At 57.0% G+C, this 20,662-nt stretch carries 17 protein-coding genes; 7 read left to right on the top strand and 10 right to left on the bottom strand.

All coding sequences use genetic code 11. The features are described 5' to 3' along the window. Nucleotides 1-325: 325 nt before the first annotated feature. The 3 genes from ppc to epmA all read left to right on the top strand — a co-directional run bounded on the left by ppc (nucleotide 326) and on the right by epmA (nucleotide 4,876). Nucleotides 326-2,989 (top strand): phosphoenolpyruvate carboxylase, encoded by a 2,664-nt coding sequence (gene ppc, locus Q1A48_RS03055; protein WP_299941039.1) that lies wholly within the window; start codon nucleotides 326-328, stop codon nucleotides 2,987-2,989. A 306-nt stretch (nucleotides 2,990-3,295) separates the two neighbouring features. Continuing rightward, nucleotides 3,296-3,868 (top strand): elongation factor P, encoded by a 573-nt coding sequence (gene efp, locus Q1A48_RS03050; RefSeq protein ID WP_299941037.1) that lies wholly within the window; start codon nucleotides 3,296-3,298, stop codon nucleotides 3,866-3,868. A gap of 54 nt (nucleotides 3,869-3,922) precedes the next feature. Then, nucleotides 3,923-4,876: an EF-P lysine aminoacylase EpmA gene (epmA, locus tag Q1A48_RS03045; protein ID WP_299941035.1), complete on the top strand. Its 954-nt coding sequence runs from the start codon at nucleotides 3,923-3,925 to the stop codon at nucleotides 4,874-4,876. Between the two features lie 12 nt (nucleotides 4,877-4,888). Here epmA and Q1A48_RS03040 read toward each other — a convergent pair whose 3' ends face one another. The 8 genes from Q1A48_RS03040 to acs all read right to left on the bottom strand — a co-directional run bounded on the left by Q1A48_RS03040 (nucleotide 4,889) and on the right by acs (nucleotide 13,412). Next, complete coding sequence (locus Q1A48_RS03040) at nucleotides 4,889-5,689, bottom strand: GNAT family N-acetyltransferase (protein ID WP_299941033.1); 801 nt, start codon at nucleotides 5,687-5,689, stop codon at nucleotides 4,889-4,891. Nucleotides 5,690-5,769: 80 nt separating this feature from the next. Next, a complete protein-coding gene (gene cysE / locus Q1A48_RS03035) occupies nucleotides 5,770-6,597 on the bottom strand; it encodes a serine O-acetyltransferase (protein WP_299941031.1) in 828 nt (275 codons plus the stop codon). A gap of 1 nt (nucleotide 6,598) precedes the next feature. Beyond that, nucleotides 6,599-7,585, bottom strand: coding sequence for a serine/threonine protein kinase (locus Q1A48_RS03030; protein WP_299941029.1), 987 nt, complete (start codon nucleotides 7,583-7,585; stop codon nucleotides 6,599-6,601). Between the two features lie 164 nt (nucleotides 7,586-7,749). Further along, on the bottom strand, nucleotides 7,750-8,223 hold the full coding sequence (locus Q1A48_RS03025; RefSeq protein WP_299941027.1) for an ankyrin repeat domain-containing protein: 474 nt from the start codon (nucleotides 8,221-8,223) through the stop codon (nucleotides 7,750-7,752). Next, a complete protein-coding gene (locus tag Q1A48_RS03020; protein ID WP_299941025.1) occupies nucleotides 8,220-9,719 on the bottom strand; it encodes a catalase in 1,500 nt (499 codons plus the stop codon). The genes Q1A48_RS03025 and Q1A48_RS03020 overlap by 4 nt, the downstream gene beginning before the upstream one ends. 137 nt (nucleotides 9,720-9,856) lie before the next feature. Continuing rightward, nucleotides 9,857-10,264 carry a DUF6632 domain-containing protein gene (locus Q1A48_RS03015; RefSeq protein WP_299941023.1) on the bottom strand — a complete coding sequence of 136 codons (408 nt, stop codon included), beginning with the start codon at nucleotides 10,262-10,264 and terminating at the stop codon, nucleotides 9,857-9,859. Nucleotides 10,265-10,885: 621 nt separating this feature from the next. Further along, entirely contained in the window at nucleotides 10,886-11,302 is a 417-nt protein-coding gene (locus Q1A48_RS03010) for a hypothetical protein (protein ID WP_299941006.1), read from the bottom strand. A 172-nt stretch (nucleotides 11,303-11,474) separates the two neighbouring features. Continuing rightward, on the bottom strand, nucleotides 11,475-13,412 hold the full coding sequence (gene acs, locus Q1A48_RS03005; protein WP_299941004.1) for an acetate--CoA ligase: 1,938 nt from the start codon (nucleotides 13,410-13,412) through the stop codon (nucleotides 11,475-11,477). A gap of 968 nt (nucleotides 13,413-14,380) precedes the next feature. On the opposite strand from acs, the gene Q1A48_RS03000 reads away from it, so the two are divergent. Then, a complete protein-coding gene (locus Q1A48_RS03000) occupies nucleotides 14,381-14,698 on the top strand; it encodes a heavy metal-binding domain-containing protein (RefSeq protein ID WP_299941001.1) in 318 nt (105 codons plus the stop codon). 288 nt (nucleotides 14,699-14,986) lie between these two features. On the opposite strand, the gene panD is transcribed toward Q1A48_RS03000, so the two are convergent. Both panD and panC read right to left on the bottom strand, forming a co-directional pair. Further along, entirely contained in the window at nucleotides 14,987-15,373 is a 387-nt protein-coding gene (gene panD / locus Q1A48_RS02995; RefSeq protein ID WP_299940999.1) for an aspartate 1-decarboxylase, read from the bottom strand. Nucleotides 15,374-15,387: 14 nt separating this feature from the next. After that, nucleotides 15,388-16,236, bottom strand: coding sequence for a pantoate--beta-alanine ligase (gene panC, locus Q1A48_RS02990; protein ID WP_299940996.1), 849 nt, complete (start codon nucleotides 16,234-16,236; stop codon nucleotides 15,388-15,390). A gap of 288 nt (nucleotides 16,237-16,524) precedes the next feature. Here panC and Q1A48_RS02985 point away from each other — a divergent pair, with 288 nt between their 5' ends. The 3 genes from Q1A48_RS02985 to Q1A48_RS02975 all read left to right on the top strand — a co-directional run bounded on the left by Q1A48_RS02985 (nucleotide 16,525) and on the right by Q1A48_RS02975 (nucleotide 20,658). Then, nucleotides 16,525-17,241 carry a DUF6515 family protein gene (locus tag Q1A48_RS02985; RefSeq protein ID WP_299940994.1) on the top strand — a complete coding sequence of 239 codons (717 nt, stop codon included), beginning with the start codon at nucleotides 16,525-16,527 and terminating at the stop codon, nucleotides 17,239-17,241. A gap of 243 nt (nucleotides 17,242-17,484) precedes the next feature. Beyond that, complete coding sequence (speA, locus tag Q1A48_RS02980) at nucleotides 17,485-19,407, top strand: biosynthetic arginine decarboxylase (protein WP_299940991.1); 1,923 nt, start codon at nucleotides 17,485-17,487, stop codon at nucleotides 19,405-19,407. 57 nt (nucleotides 19,408-19,464) lie between these two features. Next, entirely contained in the window at nucleotides 19,465-20,658 is a 1,194-nt protein-coding gene (locus Q1A48_RS02975) for a saccharopine dehydrogenase family protein (protein ID WP_299940987.1), read from the top strand. Nucleotides 20,659-20,662: the final 4 nt, after the last annotated feature.

The following is a 20,662-nucleotide window of genomic DNA, read 5'->3' as shown; positions in this document are numbered from 1 at the left end:
GCTGCAGGGCCGTTGTGCTCCTATGAATACAGTTGCGTGACGCCCTTGCCGCTGCTCCATTGTCGATCCTGAAACCGGCAGAAACCAGGTACTACCGGTACCGGTGAAAAATACAAAGCCAATACCGCCTATTGGCTATAGCCCATAACCTCCCTATCCTGCTCCCGAATCATTTTTGTCACCGCTGTCTGCAAACCGAAACCCTTGAAACACAGAATCCGGGGGTTACAAACAGTAGCGGTTCCCGCTCGATTGCCCGTACCGACGTATTAAGACCAAAGTATGCGAAGATATTCGCCGCATTTCGTCAGGGAGAAACAGACTTGTGAACCAGGATCAAAATAGCCCACTGCGGGAGGACGTCCGCCTCCTCGGCGAAGAACTCGGTCGGGTGCTGCGGGAGCAGGCGGGCGAGGCGCTGTTTGAGACCGTGGAAGCGGTTCGACAGGCGGCGGTAGAAAGCCGCCGCACAGGGGAAATGCAGGTTGACCGTTTGCGCCAACTGCTGGACACCCTTGACGATGAAACCCTGCTGGAAGTTGCCCGTGCCTTCAGTCAGTTCCTGAACCTGGCCAATATCGCCGAGCAGCGCCAGCGCGAGCGCCTGCACCGGCAGCACCAGCGCTTCTCCGGCGACCCGGATTCCGACCAGAGCCTGCGCCAGGTGCTCGCAGAACTGAAAAACACCGGCATAACCCAAAGGGAGATTCACACCACACTACAGGAGCTCTCGGTCGAGTTGGTCCTCACCGCCCACCCCACAGAGGTCACTCGCCGCACCCTGATACGCAAGTATGATCGCGTTGCGGACCTGCTCGCTGCCCTGGACCGGCCGGACCTCACCCCAACAGAAATACAGGAACTCCGCCGCCACCTGCACGAACAGATTCTCTCCGCCTGGAACACGGATGAAATTCGTCGCGCAAGACCCACACCGGTGGACGAAGCCAAGTGGGGCTTTGCCACTATCGAACAATCCCTTTGGCAAGCAGTTCCACAGGCTATGCGTACCATTGATGAGGAGTTGGCCCTGGCGGGACTGGCGTTCATGCCAGTGGACTGGGTGCCCATCAGCCTGGCTTCGTGGATGGGTGGGGATCGCGACGGCAATCCCAACGTCACCGCGGCCGTGACCCGTGAAGTGTTACTACTGGCCCGCTGGATGGCCGCAGACCTGTACCTGCGGGACGTGGAAAACCTGCTCGCCGACCTGTCGATGCACAAAGCCAGCACAGAGTTGCTGGCCCACACCGGTCCCAGCCACGAACCCTATCGCCTGGTGCTGCGCCGGGTGCGCAACCGCCTGCGCACCACCCGGGCACAGGTGGAGGCCCGCCTCAAACGCCGCCCACAACCGGCGGGGGAGGGCTTCGACAACAGCCGGCAGCTGTTTGAGGCGCTGAGCCTGATCGACCGCTCCCTGCGCTCGGTGGGCCTCTCCGCCATCGCCGACGGGCAGCTTAGGGACACCCTGCGCCGTCTCAACTGCTTCGGCATCACCCTATTGCGCCTGGACATCCGCCAGGAATCCACCCGCCACACTGATGCACTGGATGCGCTCACCCGCTATCTGGGCCTAGGCAACTACGCCAACTGGGAGGAGGACCGCAAGGTGCAGTTCCTGCTCTGCGAACTGGACAACCGCCGACCGCTGGTGGACGAGGCCTTCTATCACACGGATTTCTGTGACGAAGGTGTGCGTGAAGTGCTGGATACTTGCAAGGTGATAGCCGAGCAGGGGCCGGAGGGGCTCGGTGCCTATGTGATTTCCATGGCGAAAATGCCCTCAGACGTTCTGGCGGTGATGCTGTTGCAGAAGATCGCCAATGTGCATCGGCCGATGCGCGTTGTGCCGTTGTTTGAAACCCTCGACGACCTCAACAACGCCGCCGCCACCATGGCCACCCTGCTCAATATTGCGCCGTACAAGCAGCGCGTGCTCAAGGGCCAGGAAGTGATGATCGGCTACTCCGATTCCGCCAAGGATGCCGGTTTCCTGGGCGCGGCCTGGGCGCAGTTCCGCGCCCAGGAAGCCCTCAGCGGTATTTTCCGCAACCACGGCATCCCCCTGACGTTGTTCCACGGCCGCGGCGGTTCCATTTCCCGCGGCGGCTCCCCCACCCGCACAGCGCTGCTATCCCAGCCGCCGGGTTCAGTGGCCGGGCGCATCCGCGTCACCGAACAGGGCGAGATGATCCGCTTTAAATACGGCCGTCCGTCCGTGGCGGCCTACAACCTGGAACAATATGTCGCCGCCACCCTGGAAGCCACCCTGATGCCGCCGGCGGAACCGCGTCCGGAGTGGCGCGGGCAAATGGATCGCCTGACAGAGGGTTCCGTGCGCAGCTACCGCGAGGTGGTGCGCGACGACCCCGCACTGGTGGCCTATCTGCGCACAGTCACTCCGGAAACCGAGCTCAGCCGCCTGGCACTGGGCAGCCGACCGGCGCGGCGCAAACCGGACGGCGGTGTGGAGACCCTGCGCGCTATTCCCTGGGTCTTCGCCTGGACCCAAATACGTCTGATGCTGCCGGCCTGGCTGGGTACCGGTACGGCCCTGGAAAACGCGCTGAAGCACGCTGACGAAATTGACCTACTGCGCACTATGAACCGGCAATGGCCCTTCTTTCAGGGCGTGGTGGATATGCTGGAGATGGTACTGGCCAAATCCGACATCCGCGTCGCCTGCTGGTACGAAGAGCGGCTTACGCAGGAAGCAGCGCTGGTCCGCCTCGGGGGAAAACTGCGCCAGCGCCTGTCCCGTACCGTGCGCGCTCTGCAGCAGCTCACCGGCCGCGAGAGTCTGCTGGACAACAACCCGGTGATGCGCTGGTCGATTCGCGTGCGCGACCCCTATACAGATCCGCTCCACCTGCTGCAGGCGGAATTGATGGCGCGCCTGCGCGATCGCGAAAGCGACCCGGTACTGGAGAGCGCACTGATGGTCACCATCGCCGGCATCGCGGCGGGAATGCGCAATACGGGATAATAACAATTGAAGCTAGCGGCAATGCACCCTGTCGTGACCACAGCGCACAGCCCGTTACCCGCACCAAGCGCAGAAAACCATCGGCCTCGCAGCCTTATGGATTCGTTCAACGTCTATCGCTGCTGTATAATCCCCGATCAACTACACGGGCAGACCCTGTTTTTACCCTGCCCAGAATTGAAGCGTTTTCCCGAAAGCGTTGACTTGCCTGGGACTTGCAGCTTCCCTGCTGACGCGAGACTGCCGGAATACGGTTAAATCACAACAAAACTATTCGCTATAGACTTCTAAAAGGCTCGATCATATATGGCTAGTTACTCCACCAACGAATTCAAGGGCGGTCTCAAGGTAATGCTGGACGGCGATCCCTGCTCTATTGTGGAAAACGAATTCGTCAAACCCGGTAAGGGCCAGGCATTCAACCGGGTGAAGCTGCGCAACCTGAAAACCGGTCGTGTGTGGGAGCGCACCTTCCGCTCCGGGGAAAGCCTGGAAGCCGCCGACGTCATGGATCGCGAGATGCAATACCTGTATAACGACGGCGAGTTCTTTCACTTCATGGAGCCGGAAACGTTTGAGCAGCACCAGGCCAGCAGCGACGCCGTAGGCGATGCGGCCAAGTGGCTCAAAGAGCAGGACCTGTACACCGTAACCCTGTACAACGGCGCGCCCCTGGCAGTCACCCCGCCCAACCATGTGATCCTGAAAATCACCGATACCGATCCGGGCGTGCGCGGTGACACTGCCCAGGGCGGCACCAAGCCAGCCACCCTGGCAACCGGCGCCGTGGTCAAGGTACCCCTTTTTCTGGAAATTGGTGAAACCATCAAGGTGGATACCCGCACCGGTGAATACCTGGGCCGTGCCAAAGAAGAGTAAGCTCCCTCCACCCGTTGTGAGCGGTGCCAACCGCTCGCTGTCAGAGCCGTTTCTATGACTGCAGACCACTGGCACCCCAGCGCCACTATCGAGGCTCTGCGCCAACGCGCCGCACTTCTGGCCAAAATCCGCCATTTCTTCTACCAGCGTCGGGTGCTGGAAGTCGAGGTGCCGGTACTGTCCCAGCGCGCCACCAGCGACCCCCATATCGAATCCATCACTGCGGAGTACAGCGGTGTCTCCACCTACCTGGCCACCAGCCCGGAGTTTGGCCTCAAGCGCCTGCTGGCCGCAGGCATGGGTGACTGCTACTCCCTGGGCAAGGCATTCCGCCAGGGCGAGGCCGGCCGTCGCCACAACCCGGAATTCACTCTGCTGGAGTGGTACCGTTGCGGCTGGGATGATCGCAGGCTGATGCTAGAGGTAGCCGAATTATTGGGCCTGCTACTGGGTATATCCCGGGTGCAAACCCTGAGCTATCGCGCGCTGTTTCTGCGCGAGCTGCAACTGGACCCCCACAGCGCCAGTGACAAAGAACTGGCCGCCTGCGTCAGGCGGACAATCGCGCTGTCCTTTATACCGGCGGATCGGGCCGAGTGCCTGGACCTGTTGATGAGCCACCGCCTGGAGCCCGCCATGGGTGAGGGCATCACCCTGCTGCATGACTTTCCCGCACACCAGGCCGCGCTGGCCAAGGTGGTTGCCGACGAACAGGGCACCCCTGTGGCGCGCCGTTTCGAGGCCTATGTGGGTGGGTTGGAACTGGCCAATGGCTACTGGGAACTGACCGACAGTGCCGAGCAACTGCGCCGTTTTCAAGCGGACCTCCAGTACCGGCGGACCCGCGGCCGCCCCACACCCCCATTCGACGAACGCCTGCTATTGGCCCTGCAGGCGGGGATGCCGGAGTGTGCCGGCGTCGCACTGGGTGTGGATCGCCTAATGATGCTGGCGGGAGGCTACGGGTCTATCGAGGAAGTGATCGCCTTCCCCATAGCGCGCGCCTGATTTCCCAAGGCACTAGGGCCTGTACAAATAGCACGCCACCTCCCCTACGGCAAAAAAGCCACAATCCAGCGGCAGCTGCTGCCGGTCGGCCGGCACCAGTGCCACCAGGCTGCGGTGGTGGCTGGCCTGGGCCTGTTCCAGCAGATGGCAGAAAAGCGCGCGGCCGATCCCCCGCCCCCGGTAGTCCTCCAGGGTCACCAGGTCGTACAGACCCAGGGCATCGGCAGAGGCAAACAGACAACCCGCCGCTGCCGCACAGCCATCCAGCCGGGCCAAAAAAAACCGCAAGCGCGCGCGCCTCTGCTCGGGGATATCCACCAGCGCGCCATAAAACTTTTTCAGTTGCGCCGCCTCCCGGGTACTGCCGCACTCCGCCGCCTGCACCTGGGCATAGTCGCACAGGCCTTCCTTTTTCGCTTGGGAGAAGGTTAACTGCTCGCGCAGTTCCGGCGCCAAGGCCGAATCCGGTGTGAGGAACTGTACCTCCGCCGCCATCGCCACCTGGGATGGCTCTCTGTGCAGACCCAACTGTACCAGCGCACGCTCATCGAGTGGCTTGGTGGCACTGTGCCAGAGTGTGAAGGGACTGTGGCGCTCCGCAAAGTAGTCCACCGCAAAACGCTGCAGGATGCGCGGTGGCATCACCGTGTTGGAGACCACCTGGTTGAGCCTGTCCGACAACAGTCCACTGTCACTGCGCACTATGCCGGTAATTTCCCGCGTGTGGTCGGGGCTGATCAGGCCCGCTTTATAGCTGGCATAGGTTTCAAGGTTCCGGCAAACGAGGTTTTTGGCGCTGAGACTGTATTTCATGGATACAAGGATAGTTCCAATTAATCACTTCCCCAGAAGCAGAAAGCCCCCTGCGCAATATGTAAACGGGCGTAAATCTGCTATTTTTCCGCTGCCGAAAGCGCGCACTGATCCATCGACATGGCCGGCTGAGCGCAGGTCGCCGGCCCTACTATCCCGGCCGGTACACCCGCCACCAGAGTTTTCTCCGGCACTGGCTTCAGCACCACACTGCCAGAGGCCACTTGGGCACAGGCTCCCACTTCGATATTGCCGAGCACCTTGCTGCCGGCGCCGATCAGGACTCCGCAGCGGATTTTCGGATGGCGGTCGCCAGTCTCCTTACCGGTACCCCCCAGGGTCACTGACTGCATGATGGAGACATTGTGCTCCACCACCGCGGTTTCGCCGATTACGATGCCGGTGGCATGGTCCAGCAGTATGCCCTCCCCCATCTGCGCGGCCGGGTGAATATCGACACCGAAAACCACTGACACCCGGTGCTGCAGGAACATCGCCAGCGAGCGGCGCTGTTGTTGCCACAGCCAGTGGGCTACCCGATACACCTGCAGGGCGTGAAACCCCTTGAAATACAGTAAGGGCTCGCAAGGGGAATGGCAGGCGGAATCGCGCAGATAGGTGGCCTTCAGGTCTGCGCGCGCGGCGGTGCCAATACCGGGGTCCGCGGCCAGGGCCTCATCGATCACCTCGCGGATCAACAGCGCCGGCGCCACGGCATTATCCAGCTTGTTGGCCAGGTGAAAGCTGAGCGCGGCCTCCAGGGTACTGTGATTTAAAATGGTGGCGTGCAGGAAACTGGCCAGAATCGGCTCCCGCTCGACCTGCAGCGCCACCTCGGTGCGAATCCTCTCCCACAACAGGTCCGTGTCAGTCTCAGCGCAAATAGCGTCCATAGGGGGTTTTTCCATATTAGACCGCTCCCAGTGTCAGTGGCGGCTCCAGCAACGCCGACTGCTGCTCGCGCAGCGCCAGTATATGCTCCGCCCAGTAGCGGGGGGTATTAAACCAGGGAAATGCCTGGGGAAACGCCGGGTCCCGCCAGCGCCGCGCGAGCCAGGCGGCGTGGTGCATCTGGCGCAGGCAGCGCAACGGCTCCACCAGTTGTAATTGCTGGGGATCAAAATGATAAAAGGTTTCGTAGCCTTCCAGCACCACATCCAGATAGGCAGTCTGCTCGGCGCGATTACCAGAGATTAGCATCCAGATATCCTGGATGGCCGGGCCCATCAGGCAGTCATCCAGATCCACAAACCAGGGGATGTCATCGCGCCACAAAAAGTTGCCGCTGTGGCAGTCACCGTGCAGGCGCAACAGGTCCCAGTCGCGCTCAAACAGCGGTGCCACCTGCTCGATGATATGACCGGTCACTGTGGCGTAGGCCTCGCGGTTTTCCGGGGGTAAAAAGTCTCCACGCAGGATAAATTCGCGGCTGTCAATGGCGAAGTGCTGCAGGGTCAGGGCGGGGCGATGGATAAATGGCGTTGCACTGCCGGTCGCATGGAGGCGCCCGAGCATGGTTCCCACCTGCACCAGGTGATCGAAGTTGTCCAGTTCCAACTGGCGCCCCCCGCGGCGGGGGAACAGGGCGAAGCGGAATCCGGCGAACTCAAGCAGGGTATGCCCATCAAATTGCAGCGGCGCCACTACGGGAATCTCCGCTGCCGCCAACTCCAGGGTGAACTGGTGCTCCTCCAGTATCTGTGCGTCGCTCCAGCGGCCGGGGCGGTAGAATTTGGCAATGAGCGGTTCATTGTCCTCAATGCCCACCTGGTAAACACGATTCTCGTAGCTGTTGAGAGGGAAAATCCGCGCATCGGAAATCAGCCCGCTGCGCTCCACACAGTCAATGACCACATCCGGTGTCAGCGCTTCGTAGGGATGGGGGTTCTGGGGCATAACGGGTACCAGCTGAATTGCAGTTGGCTATGCTAACGCGGGGGCGGGGGCGGGGACAAACACTGATTGAGCAGTCATCTGTTGATGTAACAGGCTCCACTGAATCTCCTTGAGGAGACGCTTTTGGCACCTTGGGAGAATACGATTAGTCGGCGCGTCATTGGTCAGCCCTCAGGTGTCATGCGGCGCTGTTCGAGTAACTGCGCCACCCGCTCGCGCCCAAACACGCGGGCAAAATCCTCTGCGCTATGGCCGGCTTTATTGGCCTGTGCGGTATCGCAATCCTGCTTAAGCAAGGTGCGGGCAATGGCGAACTCCCCGCGAAATATTGCGGCCATCAGGGCAGTGTTGCCCCGGCGGTCCTTCACACAGGCATCCGCACCTCGCGCCAAAAGGTAGTCCACCGCCGGCCCGTTGCCGTTATAGGTGGCAATCATCAACGCCGTGTAGCCTTTGGCGTTTTTCAGGTCCAGAGGGAAACCCGCCCGGGAGAATTCCCGCAACACATCGGTATCACCGATACGGGCTGCGGCAAAGTAGTATTGGGAAAGCTGGGCAAAGCCAGCATCTTTATCAGCCGGTTCCTGCGCAAAAGCCCCTAAAGCGACAAAAAAGACGATGAGAAAAACCGATCTCATGGCTCCACTTTCCTGACCTGATCCAAGTCGCCGCCCACAGCTTTGGTCAGACGCTCGCCGTAGTCCCTATCGGCCCGGTAAAAATAACTCAGCATGATGTGTTTGGTGTTGTCATCGCGCACTTTGCCGAGATCTCCCGCGAGGTTTTCAATCAGGTTTTGACGCTCCTTCGGACTTAGGCCGCGATAAAAAACGCCGGCTTGGGCAAAGGGAAGCTTTTTCTCAATTGCTTTTTGCTGTGTGCTAGCGGTCAGTGGCTTGCTGCTGTAAAGACCTTTAGAATCTTCCTTTCGTGCGTCAATACGGCTCGGCTGGTAATTCACCTCCGACGTTTGCTGACCGTAATTGCCCGCACCATCCTGATTCCAGTTCTGCACTACCACACGGGGGCGGTTGATCGGCAACTGTTGATGATTTGTGCCGAGTCGATACATCTGCGTATCGGAGTAGGAAAAAACACGTCCCTGTAGCAGGCGGTCTTCAGAGGGCTCGATACCCGGTATTGTATTGGCCGGGGCAAAAGCAGACTGCTCAGTTTCCTGGAAGAAGTTTGTGGGCATTCGGTTCAGGGTCATGGTGCCAACCTGGGTCTCTGGCACATCCAACCACATTTTGGTGGCATCCAGCGGATTGTAATTAAAGTCCTCCAATTGCGCGGGGTTCAATACTTTTATGTACAGGTCCCACTGGGGGAAATCGCCTTTTTCAATCGCCGTGTACATATCGGAAGTAGCGTGACTGAAATCTTTCGCCTGGATTTCCGTTGCCTCCTCAGCGGTCAGGTTGTTGATGCCCTGGCGGGATTTCCAGTGAAATTTTACATAGTGAACCTCGCCCTTCTCATTCACAAGCTTGTAAGCATGCACCCCCCAACCGTCCATCTGGCGCAGGTTTGCCGGAGTTCCGTAATCGGAATATACCCAGCTCAGCATATGAGTGGCTTCCGGAACATGACGGAAGAAATCAAAAAAGCGATTGGGGTCCTGCTGGTTGGTGACCGGTGAGGGTTTTAGTGAGTGGACCATATCCGGGAACTTAATCGCGTCGCGAATAAAAAATACCGGCAGATTATTACCGACCAGATCCCAGTTTCCTTCTTCGGTATAAAATTTAGTGGCGAAACCACGCGGATCACGCAGGGTTTCCGGGGATCCTTTCGAATGGATAACGGTGGAGAAGCGCACAAACACCGGGGTTTTGCTACCGGGTGCAAATACCGCTGCGCGAGTCAGGTTACTGATATCCGCCGTCGGCACAAACTCACCATGGACCCCGGTACCGCGCGCATGAACGACCCGCTCCGGAATTCTTTCACGGGCAAAACGCTGCAATTTTTGTATGAGCTGCACATCCTGTAGCAGGTTGCCGCCATTTTCCCCCGCTGTCTGCGCGTTCTGGTTATCGCCCACAGGAGCGCCATTATCACGGGTGAGTGTCTCTGCATTGGCACCCCCTATCAGACCGATAGTAAATGCAAATAAAGGAAGATATTTCATTGGATCGCTTACCCCGCCGGTGTTCTCTGTTACGAAAACAAAGCGTATCGGGGTACACCATCAACGGGAAATTAGACCTTGTTATCGGTCTTATAGCGCGAATCAATTGTCGCGTATAATCAAGAGATCACTGCTTCTCAGGGATTGTCGCTGACCTGTTGATTTTTCAAGCCACGGCTGGGCATCAAATACCAGAGAACGCCCGCTACCACATAAAAAGTCGGGATATTGCCAACCAGGTGAGCCCGCTCGGTTGGGTCGGCCAGCACTTGTAACAACATAATGGTGGCATGCACCAGGTTTGACCAGATCGTGAACCAGATCAGGCTCGCATTGGCGGTGGGATTTTTTGCAGCCCGAATCAGGAATATGCCCAGCGTTGCGTAGGTTCCCATTAAGATCTGTTCATATTCAGGCTGCGGCGGCATCCAGCGCCAACCCGAGGGCGATATCCACGTCATCATGGGATAGACAGCGAAGATAAAAATCAGGCCAATGACAACCAGGGCAATGGAAAGGTACTTGGCTCTTGCTGCTCCATTCATCTTTTTCTCCGCTGTCAATTCAGGGGCACGGACCGTTACCATCTCCCATCGGGCAGGGAACAAATCCCCATGGTATTGCTGCTGTCTAGCTTGAAAATAGCGACGTAAGAAAGTGGGAGTGATTCCGTCAGACACCTGCTACGTTATCGCCCGTGCCAGCAGCCTGTGCAGCAGTCCGGTAAACTCCGCGTAGCAACTCGCAGTCATTGGCGCGAAAGGCAATAAGTGCCTGTACACTGGCTCCTGGCGGTAACATGGTTTAGCCCGCCTCACCGTATTGTGCAAGATAGTACAGGGGATGGTATCGCGCCCCTCCCGCAATACAGAAAGGCCGGGGTTCCGCCCGGCCTGGCAAGCGTCTGCATTAAAGGATTAAACGCCAGGCGGGTACTACCGACGCAGAATCAGGCTACACCCCTGCACATACACAAAGAAACAGCAGATGGAAACAACGACTGCGCGCAAACCCACCCCCGGTGGCCTTTTGGGTACTCACAAGCGCTCTGCAGAAAGTAGCAGGCAGATTGCTATGCCCTTATGTGTACACCGAATCTGGTGGATCAAATTTTACCTGTACTCAGGTGCGCAAAGCCCCTGTGAAGGAATGCAATCCACAGCCCTTCAGGGAGTGATAAACCAGTGGTGCAGACCATAGGTGGCGACACACAGGCCGAAAAGCAGCTGGCCGACCAGGAGAACGCGAAATGCGAATGTGTAGCGGGCCACATCTCCCCTGCGCACAGCATCGTTGGAAAAAATTCTGGCCTCTTCCGGGTATTCCTGTTCCAGTCTTTTTAACGCAGGTACGGCAAGCTTGAGCAGTTGCCTGCTGCGTATATCCATTAGCCAGAACACCGTCACCACAATAATGACAAGCCCCCCCAACAGGGCCAGTATCAAAGGGTGAAAATCTTTTTCCACTGCGGTAAAAATGCCCCCCTCGACAAACATGGTCAAAACGACAAAAAAGTTGAACACTTTCAGGCGCTGGTCGGCGGCGAAGCGGTAGTGTTCGCAAAGGTACTGTCCCTGATCCAAGCTGTTTCTCCTTCATTGCGAAGCACTGACCCGGATAGCACCAGGCTTGTTATTGTGATGTGCAATTCACCAACGTCTTTTGCCCCCGAGTGGCTGACAAATCTTTACGCGGTAACCTGCGAAAAGACCGGGCGATGCCCGGCCTTTGCTAGTGACTGTGTAGCAAACGCGGTCAGCGATTTTCTCGATGTGCAATCAGTTCGTCAACAACCGAGGGGTCCGCAAGGGTGGAAGTATCCCCCAGGTTATCCAGCGCACTGCAGGCTATCTTGCGCAAAATACGCCGCATAATCTTGCCCGAGCGTGTTTTGGGCAGGCCCGGCGCCCACTGGATAATGTCGGGCTTGGCGATAGGACCTATCTCCATAGCGCACAGATCAATCAGCGCCTGGCGCAGGGCCTGACTGGGCTGGTGTCCCGACTTCAAGGTGACAAATGCATAGATACCCTGCCCTTTAACAGGATGGGGATAGCCTACCACCGCCGCCTCAGCGGTATCTTCGTGGAGAACCAGTGCGCTTTCAATTTCCGCTGTGCCGAGCCTGTGACCGGAAATATTCAGCACATCGTCAATACGCCCGGTAATCCAGTAGTAGCCATCCCCATCCCTGCGTGCGCCGTCACCGGTAAAGTAATAACCGGGGTAGATAGAGAAATACGTATCAATCATGCGCTGGCGATCACCGTAAATGCCACGGATCATCGAAGGCCAGCTGCGTTTGATGACCAGTGTGCCCTCGCCCTGCCCCTCAATCTCTTTACCTTCGCCATCCAGCAGTGCGGGCTGGACACCGAAAAAAGGTCTGGCAGCGGAACCGGGCTTCAACGCCATGGCGCCCGGCAGCGGAGAAATCATAAGGGCACCGGTTTCCGTCTGCCACCAGGTATCCACAATTGGGCAGCGCGCATCACCGACCACGGTGTAATACCACTCCCAGGCCTCCGGGTTGATGGGCTCACCCACGCTACCCAACAGCCTGAGAGAGCTGCGGTCGGTCTTCGTGACAAACTCATCACCGGCTCCCATCAGGGCGCGAATGGCCGTGGGCGCCGTATAAAATGCATTGACCTTGTGCTTATCCACAACCTGCCAGAACCGCGAGGCATCCGGGTAAGTAGGCACACCCTCAAACATCAGGGTGGTGGCACCGGCACAGAGGGGGCCATAGACGATGTAGCTATGGCCGGTAACCCAACCGACATCGGCAGTACACCAGAATACCTCTCCCTCCTTGTAATCGAATACATATTTGAAGGTCATGGTGGCCATCAGCAGGTAACCGGCTGTCGTGTGCAACACCCCTTTGGGTTTGCCGGTGGAGCCAGAGGTATAGAGGATAAACAGCGGGTCTTCAGCATGCACAATTTCCGGCGCGCACTCGCTGTCCATCCCGGCAACGGACTCCGCATACCAGATATCGCGCTTGCTGTCCCAGTCTACCGGGACACCGGTGCGCTTCACTACGATCACCCTGTGCACATTGGGACAGTCGCTCAGAGCGCGATCCACATTGGCCTTGAGGGGAATGTGTTTCCCCCCTCTGATCCCTTCATCCGCGGTTATTACCAGGCGGCAGTCGGCGTCGAGAATACGGTCTTTCAGGGAAGCCGGCGAGAAACCGCCAAACACCACAGAGTGCACCGCACCGATACGGGCACAGGCGAGCATCGCATAGGCGGCCTCCGGGATCATCGGCATATAGAGACAGACCCGGTCTCCCTTCTTAACCCCCTGCGCCTTCAGCAGGTTGGCCAGCCGGCACACCTTTTCGTGCAGGGTGCGATAGCTGATCGCCTGGCTATCCGCCGGATCATCCCCCTCCCACAGGATTGCTGTCTGGTCCGCACGGTTGGTCAGGTGGCGGTCAATACAATTGACAGTGACATTCAGGGTCCCATCCGCAAACCAGGCAGTGTGACCGCGCGACAAATCCTCATTGAATACCTGGGTAAAGGGCTGCTTCCAGTGCAGGAAATCCTTGGCCTGCTGGGCCCAGAATGCCTCCGGATTCTCTACCGACTGACGGTACATCCTCTCATAGTCATCGGCGCCGATGAGCGCATTTTCAGCACATTCTGTAGGTATGGGGCGGGTATGTACTTCTGACATTATCTTCTCCTTTATTATGGGCGCGGCGTTTGTCGCCCCGGTGAGCCTGAACTTTTCAAGAAGCTTTTTTCATGCCCCTTTATAGCATTGCAACCCTTAAATAATCACCACTACATGACCCAAACCCCATGGGCACAGTATCAATTATATGGCGAGTGTAATTCTTGCGAGGCTGTCCGGCAAGCTATGTCAGGTCTTTAGTAGGTATAGAGCATTTATGCTCGAGGCATTCCAATCACCGTGATTTACAGTCAAGAAATGTTGAATAAACCCAGCAGTAAGTTATTTGGAAATTTTGGTTTTTATATAGCAAACTTCAGGATGGAAAAAACCGGGCAAAGTCAGCGGCCAACTCGCCACCAACTCCTTTAATATCCACCAGCCTGTGCAGCTCCATCCGTAAAAATTCATATAGCTCCGGCATATGCTTGTGCTCGATACCACTGGTGATTTTATACCTATCTTTTTACCCCAATACTACTTGCCATCGCAAAACTCAATTTCCGTATACCTGGAAATCACAATGAAAATCCTTCGTTATCCAGGTAGCCAAACCAAGTGACTTCTCCCAGTTTTTCCAAGCTTAAACCGGTAATCATTGATATCTGCGGTGACTTTGCGAGGTCAACGAACAAAAACCTGATCGACCCTGTATCAAATGCTCTACTGCTGATAGTGATGAAGCACCAGTTGTGGGCCCGATATAAACTTATCCCCTGTATCCGGGCTATCACCTTCGTCTTTCTAGCGAGAACACTCTCTTCTGGCCCAAACGCATTGTATCGGTTGTACTTTTTATCGGTCAGGCGTTATGATCATCGAAAGATAGTAGCCAATCCATTCTTAAATAACTTGCAACGCATTCCCTCTTGCTCAGGCTGGGTATAGGAAAAGCACTTTGATAGAAAAGCCACACCCAAACCCCCAATTTATCATTAGACACAGCATTATTTTATTGAGGAAAACCGATGATTTACACTACAACCGAGACTGTTCCCAATCATGAAATCACAGAAATTCTAGAAGTCGTTAGCGGTAATGTCGTTCAATCGAAACATGTTGGTCGAGACATTATGGCTGGGTTAAAGGGAATTGTTGGCGGGGAATTAAAAGGTTATACAGAAATGCTGACAGAGGCTAGAAGTATTGCGATAAAACGCTTGCTATCAAAAGCGAAGGAACTGGGAGCAGATGCTGTAGTAGGAATTCGGTTTACCACGAGTTCAATTACGGAAGGATCATCAGAAATATTGGCTTTTGGTACAGCTGTTAAGCTAGGCAGATAATCTAATAACTGTGGGCTAGCAGGCTGATAAAAACCCTGACTTTAGCCAAAATTCGCTTCCACTCTTAAGAAAAATATTTCAAAAATTCTTGTTTTATAGAGTTTTTAATTTACAACCATATAGAATACAGACTACTGACAATTGGGTTGAAATGACTTTTTCAGCAGCCTGCTATACCCTGAAAGAGTCCTACCTTGATCAGAGATTTCAGCAAGAGGTTGTGTTGCTTTCAGATAATAAGTAAATGCCAAGTGCCATCTAGTGCGCTTAGTACGCTCAGCAGAAAACTCAGACCTCAGCGAGCTGCACCGGGATAGTATTGGTGCTACGCGCCACCTGATTTTTTTCATCCAGGTAAACCAGCCTGGGCTTGAAAGTATCTGCCTCTTTCTCCGACATCTGTGCATAGGAGGCAATAATGATTCTATCGCCCACCTGTACGCGGCGCGCTGCAGCGCCGTTCATGGAAATAATGCCAGAGCCGCGCTCGGCCAGGATCACGTAGGTGTGAAAGCGTTCGCCATTACTCACGTTGTAGATATCGATCTTTTCGAACTCACGCAGACCGGCCAGCTCCACCAGATCCTGATCAATTGCGCAGGAACCGTCGTACCAGAGTTCGGCCTGGGTGACTGCGGCCATATGCAGTTTGCCTTTCAGCATTTCGAATTGCATGCTCAGGTGCCCCCTCAGAGCTCCAGGGATACATTGTCGATCAGGCGCGCTGCGCGGGTATACATCGCACCCAGAATCGTAATCTGTTTGTCGTCATCTGCGGCCGGCTGCAAATCCCTGCTGTGACAGATGGAGAAGTAGTCGGCACGAAACCCGCTGTCTTCCAGACGTTTGCGCGCCTCTGTTTCAAGGGCGGCGAAATCCCTGCGTCCCGCCAGTATCTCATCTCTGACCCAGTTCAGCGATTGATTCAAGACCGCCACCCTGGACCGTTCCTCCGCGGTGATGTACGCGTTGCGGGAACTCATCGCGAGGCCATCCGCCTCGCGATGTACCGGTGCCGCAAGGATTTCCACGGGTAGGCACAGGTCCTCTACCATACGGCGAACAACGGCCAGCTGCTGGAAATCCTTAATGCCAAACACCGCCTTGTCCGGCTGCACAATATTGAACAGCTTGGCCACCACGGTGGTTACCCCTTCAAAGTGACCGGGGCGACTGTCGCCACACAGCACATCGGTCATGGCCGGACAGACCACACGGGTCTGCTGGTCCATCCCGTTGGGATAGATTTCACTCTCATCCGGGTGGAACAGGCAATCACACTCGACATCACGCAGCCTGGCCATATCCCGCTCCATGGTGCGCGGATACTTGTCCCAGTCCTCGTTCAGGCCAAATTGCAGGCGGTTGACAAAAATAGATACCACTACCAGGTCGCAGTGCTGCCGGGCCACCCTGACCAGTTCAACATGGGCATCGTGCAGATTGCCCATTGTGGGCACGAACCCGACGGTTTTGCCGTCCCTGCGGGCCCTGGCCAGCGCCTCTCGCAGGCTTGCTACGTGGTGGAAGACTTGCATCTCTCTCCTGCTCACTGGGGATCAGCGCGGCATCATACTCGCCGCGACCAAGTGTCTCAATAAGGCAAAACTGGCGTTATTTCCGGGTTTCCCCCCAACGTACAGTCCAACGCCCCGCACGGGGAAAACCTCACTAGCTGGACCACCAGTCATGCCACTTTGCCCCTCCCCGAGTGTAAATCACAGCAGTTCAGGAAGTGTTCAGACCCGTCAAGGCAAACTTCCCGCCATGATACACAAAAGACCGCAAACCACATAAAAGAGCCATCCGCGCTCGGGAGTGCAGCCATGAGACACCTCGCTACCGCCATCGCCATCGCGGGCCTGCTGCTGATAGCAACCCCCGCACTGTCCGAAGTTCCCAGGGGGTTCCAGCGCGCAATGGACCTCGATCAACACGGGCAGGGAAGAGCTCAGCGCGAACAGCGCCATATAAAGCGCAGCCACGACAAACACCGTGAGAAAAAGCACCACAACAAGCACCACAACCACCAGCAGGAAAAGAAACGCCGCAAGCAGGAGCGCAAGAAGGAAAAACGCAGGCAGCAGCGTAAGGAAAAGCGCCAACACCGCCGCGAAGTGCGCCACGCCTATAAATCCGGTTACAACAAAGGCTACAGGAAGGGACATCGAAAAGGGCACAGGCGCGCCTTTCGCGCCGCCTACAGGCCCTACTACCGTCACGGCTACCACGGGCACCGCCCCCACTGGCGTCCGGCACACTATGGATACGGATATCGCTGGCGCCACCTGCCGCACAACTTCGTCAGCCTCAGTATTGGCGCCGCGGGCTTCTATTTTAGCGACGGTATCTTTTACCGTCCGGCATCTCACGGTTATGTGGTTACCCATGCCCCCCATGGAGCCGTAATACACAGCCTGCCAGCTTCCGCCCTCACAGTAGTGGTCGGCGGCCACAACTACTACGTCGCTTACGATACCTATTACCTCTGGGACGACGTGCAACGCGGCTACCGGGTGGTCCCCAGGCCCGGCCTGCTTTAACCCTGATACCATCCCCCCACGCCTGCGGCCTTTGGGCCGCCTTTTTATTGTCTCCTGCCCTGATACCCGCCAACTTTGAACAAACTCCCGGTGTTGTCACAGCGTTAAAATAGCACCTGGGCAGCCCGGATATACCGTTGCTTCTGCACCGGTAAAAAATAGCGTTTTTTTATCTATAGTTATTGCTTTCCAGCGCTGCTGGGCCCAAGATTCGCGCCCGCCAAGGCTCAACAGAACGGTGCCATGAAACAGCAACAAATTAAGGATTGGACCTGTGAGGATTCGTCCGATCTCTACGGTATCCGCAACTGGGGCGCCGGTTATTTTGATTTAAATGCAAAAGGGGAGGTTTCGGTTCAGGTGGAGGGCCCCAACGGGAAAGCCCACAGCGTTTCCCTGATGGACATCGCCCGCGGCGCCACCGAGCGCGGCCTTGGCATGCCGCTGTTACTGCGTATCGAAAACCTGCTCGATGCACAGATCGCCCGGATCAATACCTCCTTTGCCCGCGCTATATCCTGCTGCGGCTATAACAATGTGTACCGCGGCGTCTTCCCCATCAAGGTCAATCAGCAGTGCCAGGTGATCGAGGAAATCGCCAGTGCCGGCCGCCCCTTCAACCATGGCCTGGAGGCCGGCAGCAAAGCGGAGCTGATTGCGGCACTCTCCATCCTGGACAACACCGAGTCCCTGATTGTTTGCAACGGCTACAAGGACGAGGAATTTATCAATCTGGGCCTGCAGGCGCAGCGTTTGGGCGTGCAGGTTTTCTTCGTAGTGGAAACCCCCTCGGAAGTGGAAACCATTATCCGCTGTGCCGAGCGGGAGCAGGTGCGCCCCAATATCGGCGCGCGGCTGAAACTCGCCTCCAAAGTGGGTGGCTACTGGAATGCCACCAGTGGTGATCGCAGCATTTTCGGCCTCGGCAGTAACGATCTGATCGCCATGGTCGACCAACTGCGCAAACACAAGATGCTCGATTGTCTCAAGCTGCTGCACTACCATCTGGGCTCGCAGGTGCCCAATATCCGCGATATCCGCACCGGTGTGCTGGAAGCCTGCCGCTATTACGCCGACCTGGTGGAAGAGGGGGCACCCATGGGTTACCTGGACCTGGGCGGCGGCCTGGCGGTGGACTACAACGGCGCCAAAACCAACTATATTCATTCCAAGAATTATTCCCTCGACGAGTACTGCGTGGATGTGGTCGAGGCCATTATGGGCACCCTCGATAGCGAGGGCGTGGCACACCCGGTCATCATCACCGAATCCGGCCGCGCCACCGTGGCCTACTCCTCGGTGCTATTGTTCGACATTCTCGACACCACCCGTTTCGAACCGGTGGAGCTGGCGCACACCAGAATCAGCGAGGGGGATCACCAGATGCTGATGAACCTGCAGGACGCGGTGCGCAATATCACCCCCAAAAACCTGCAGGAGAGCTACAACGACACCCTCTACTATCGCGACGAGGTGCGCTCTCTGTACCTGCACGGTCAGGTGAGCCTGCGCGAGCGCGCCAATGCGGAAAACCTGTTCCTGCAAGGCGCCCAGGAAATTCGCAAGCTTCTCGATGAGGCGGAGGAAATTCCAGCAGACTTACAGGCACTGCCGGAGGTGCTGTCGGATATCTACTACGCAAATATGAGCGTATTCCAGTCGCTGCCGGATATCTGGGCAATCGACCAGGTGTTCCCGCTGCTGCCGATCCACCGCCTGGACGAGGCGCCGACGCGCTCGGCCATCCTCGCCGATATCACCTGCGACTGCGACGGCAAGATCGACCGCTTTATCGGCCGCGAGAAAGAGCAGAAAACCCTGCCCCTACACGCGCTAAAAGAAGGGGAGGACTATATCCTCGGCACTTTCTTAATCGGCGCCTATCAGGAAACCCTCGGCGACCTGCACAACCTGTTCGGCGATACCCATGTAGTGAGCGTGCGTATCCAGGAGGACGGCAGCATCGATTTCAGCCGCGAAATTCACGGCGATAGTATTTCCGATGTACTCAGTTACGTAGAATACCAGCCCAAGGCGCTGTTCGAGCGTTTTCGCCGACTGGCCGAACGCGCGGTGAAAAAGGGGTTGATTACCGCCGCCCAGCGCAAACAGATTCTGCACACGTACACCGCCAGCATGAGCGGATACACCTACTTTGAAAAATAAGGCCCAACGCCTTTGAGATGATAGCGGCGGCCAACGCCGCAGATACAGGAGATCATGATGGCCAAGGTACTGATCATCGGCGCCGGCGGCGTCGGCCAGGTGGTTGCGCACAAATGCGCGCAGGTTGAGGAGGTATTTGAAAATATCACCCTCGCCAGCCGCACCAAACGCAAGTGCGACAAGATTGCAGCGAAGCTGCCGCGCAAAATCGACACCGCCGAAGTGGACGCGGACAACGTACCGGAGCTGGTCAAACTGATCGAGAAAGTGCAGCCGGACCTGCTCATCAATGTGGCCCTGCCCTACCAGGACCTGCACATCATGGATGCCTGCCTGGAGACCGGCGTGCATTACCTGGACACCGCCAACTACGAACCGCCGGAAGAGGCCAAATTCGAGTACAAGTGGCAGTGGGCCTACCAGGACCGGTTCGAGAAGGCCGGCCTGATGGCACTGCTGGGCAGCGGCTTCGATCCCGGTGTCACCAGCGTATTTACCGCCTACGCCAAAAAGCACCACTTCGATCGTATCCACACCCTGGATATCCTCGACTGCAACGCCGGTGACCACGGCCTGCCGTTCGCCACCAATTTCAACCCGGAAATCAATCTCCGCGAGATCACCGCCAACGGCCGCTACTGGGAAAACGGCCAGTGGGTAACCACCAAGCCCATGGAAGAGAAGCGCGTCTTCCACTTTCCCGAAGGCATCGGCGACAAGGATATCTACCTGCTGTATCACGAAGAGCTGGAGTCCCTGTCCAAGCACTTCCCGGAGATCGAGCGCGCGCGTTTTTGGATGACCTTTGGCGAGAGCTACCTGAAGCACCTGGAAGTCCTGCAGAATGTGGGCATGACCGGCATTGAACCGGTGGAATTCCAGGGCCAGCAGATTGTGCCTATCCAGTTCCTAAAAGAGCTGCTGCCGGACCCCGCCAGCCTGGGCCCGCTGACCAAGGGCAAGACCTGCATCGGCAATATAATCCGCGGCACCAAAGACGGCGAAGAGAAGATCTACTACCTCTACAACACCTGTGACCACCAGGATTGCTACAAAGAAGTGCAGTCCCAGGCCATCTCCTACACTACCGGTGTACCCGCCATGATCGGCGCCAAGATGATGCTGGAAGGCAAGTGGATGAAACCGGGCGTGTGGAATATGGAGCAGATGGACCCGGACCCCTTTATGCACGACCTGAACAGGTATGGCCTGCCCTGGCAGGAAACCTGGCTGGACAAACCCTTCCAGTAAATTC

The organism is uncultured Microbulbifer sp. (assembly GCF_947489355.1).
In the GTDB taxonomy this organism is placed as follows: domain Bacteria; phylum Pseudomonadota; class Gammaproteobacteria; order Pseudomonadales; family Cellvibrionaceae; genus Microbulbifer.
This window is presented reverse-complemented; position numbering and strand designations above follow the sequence as displayed.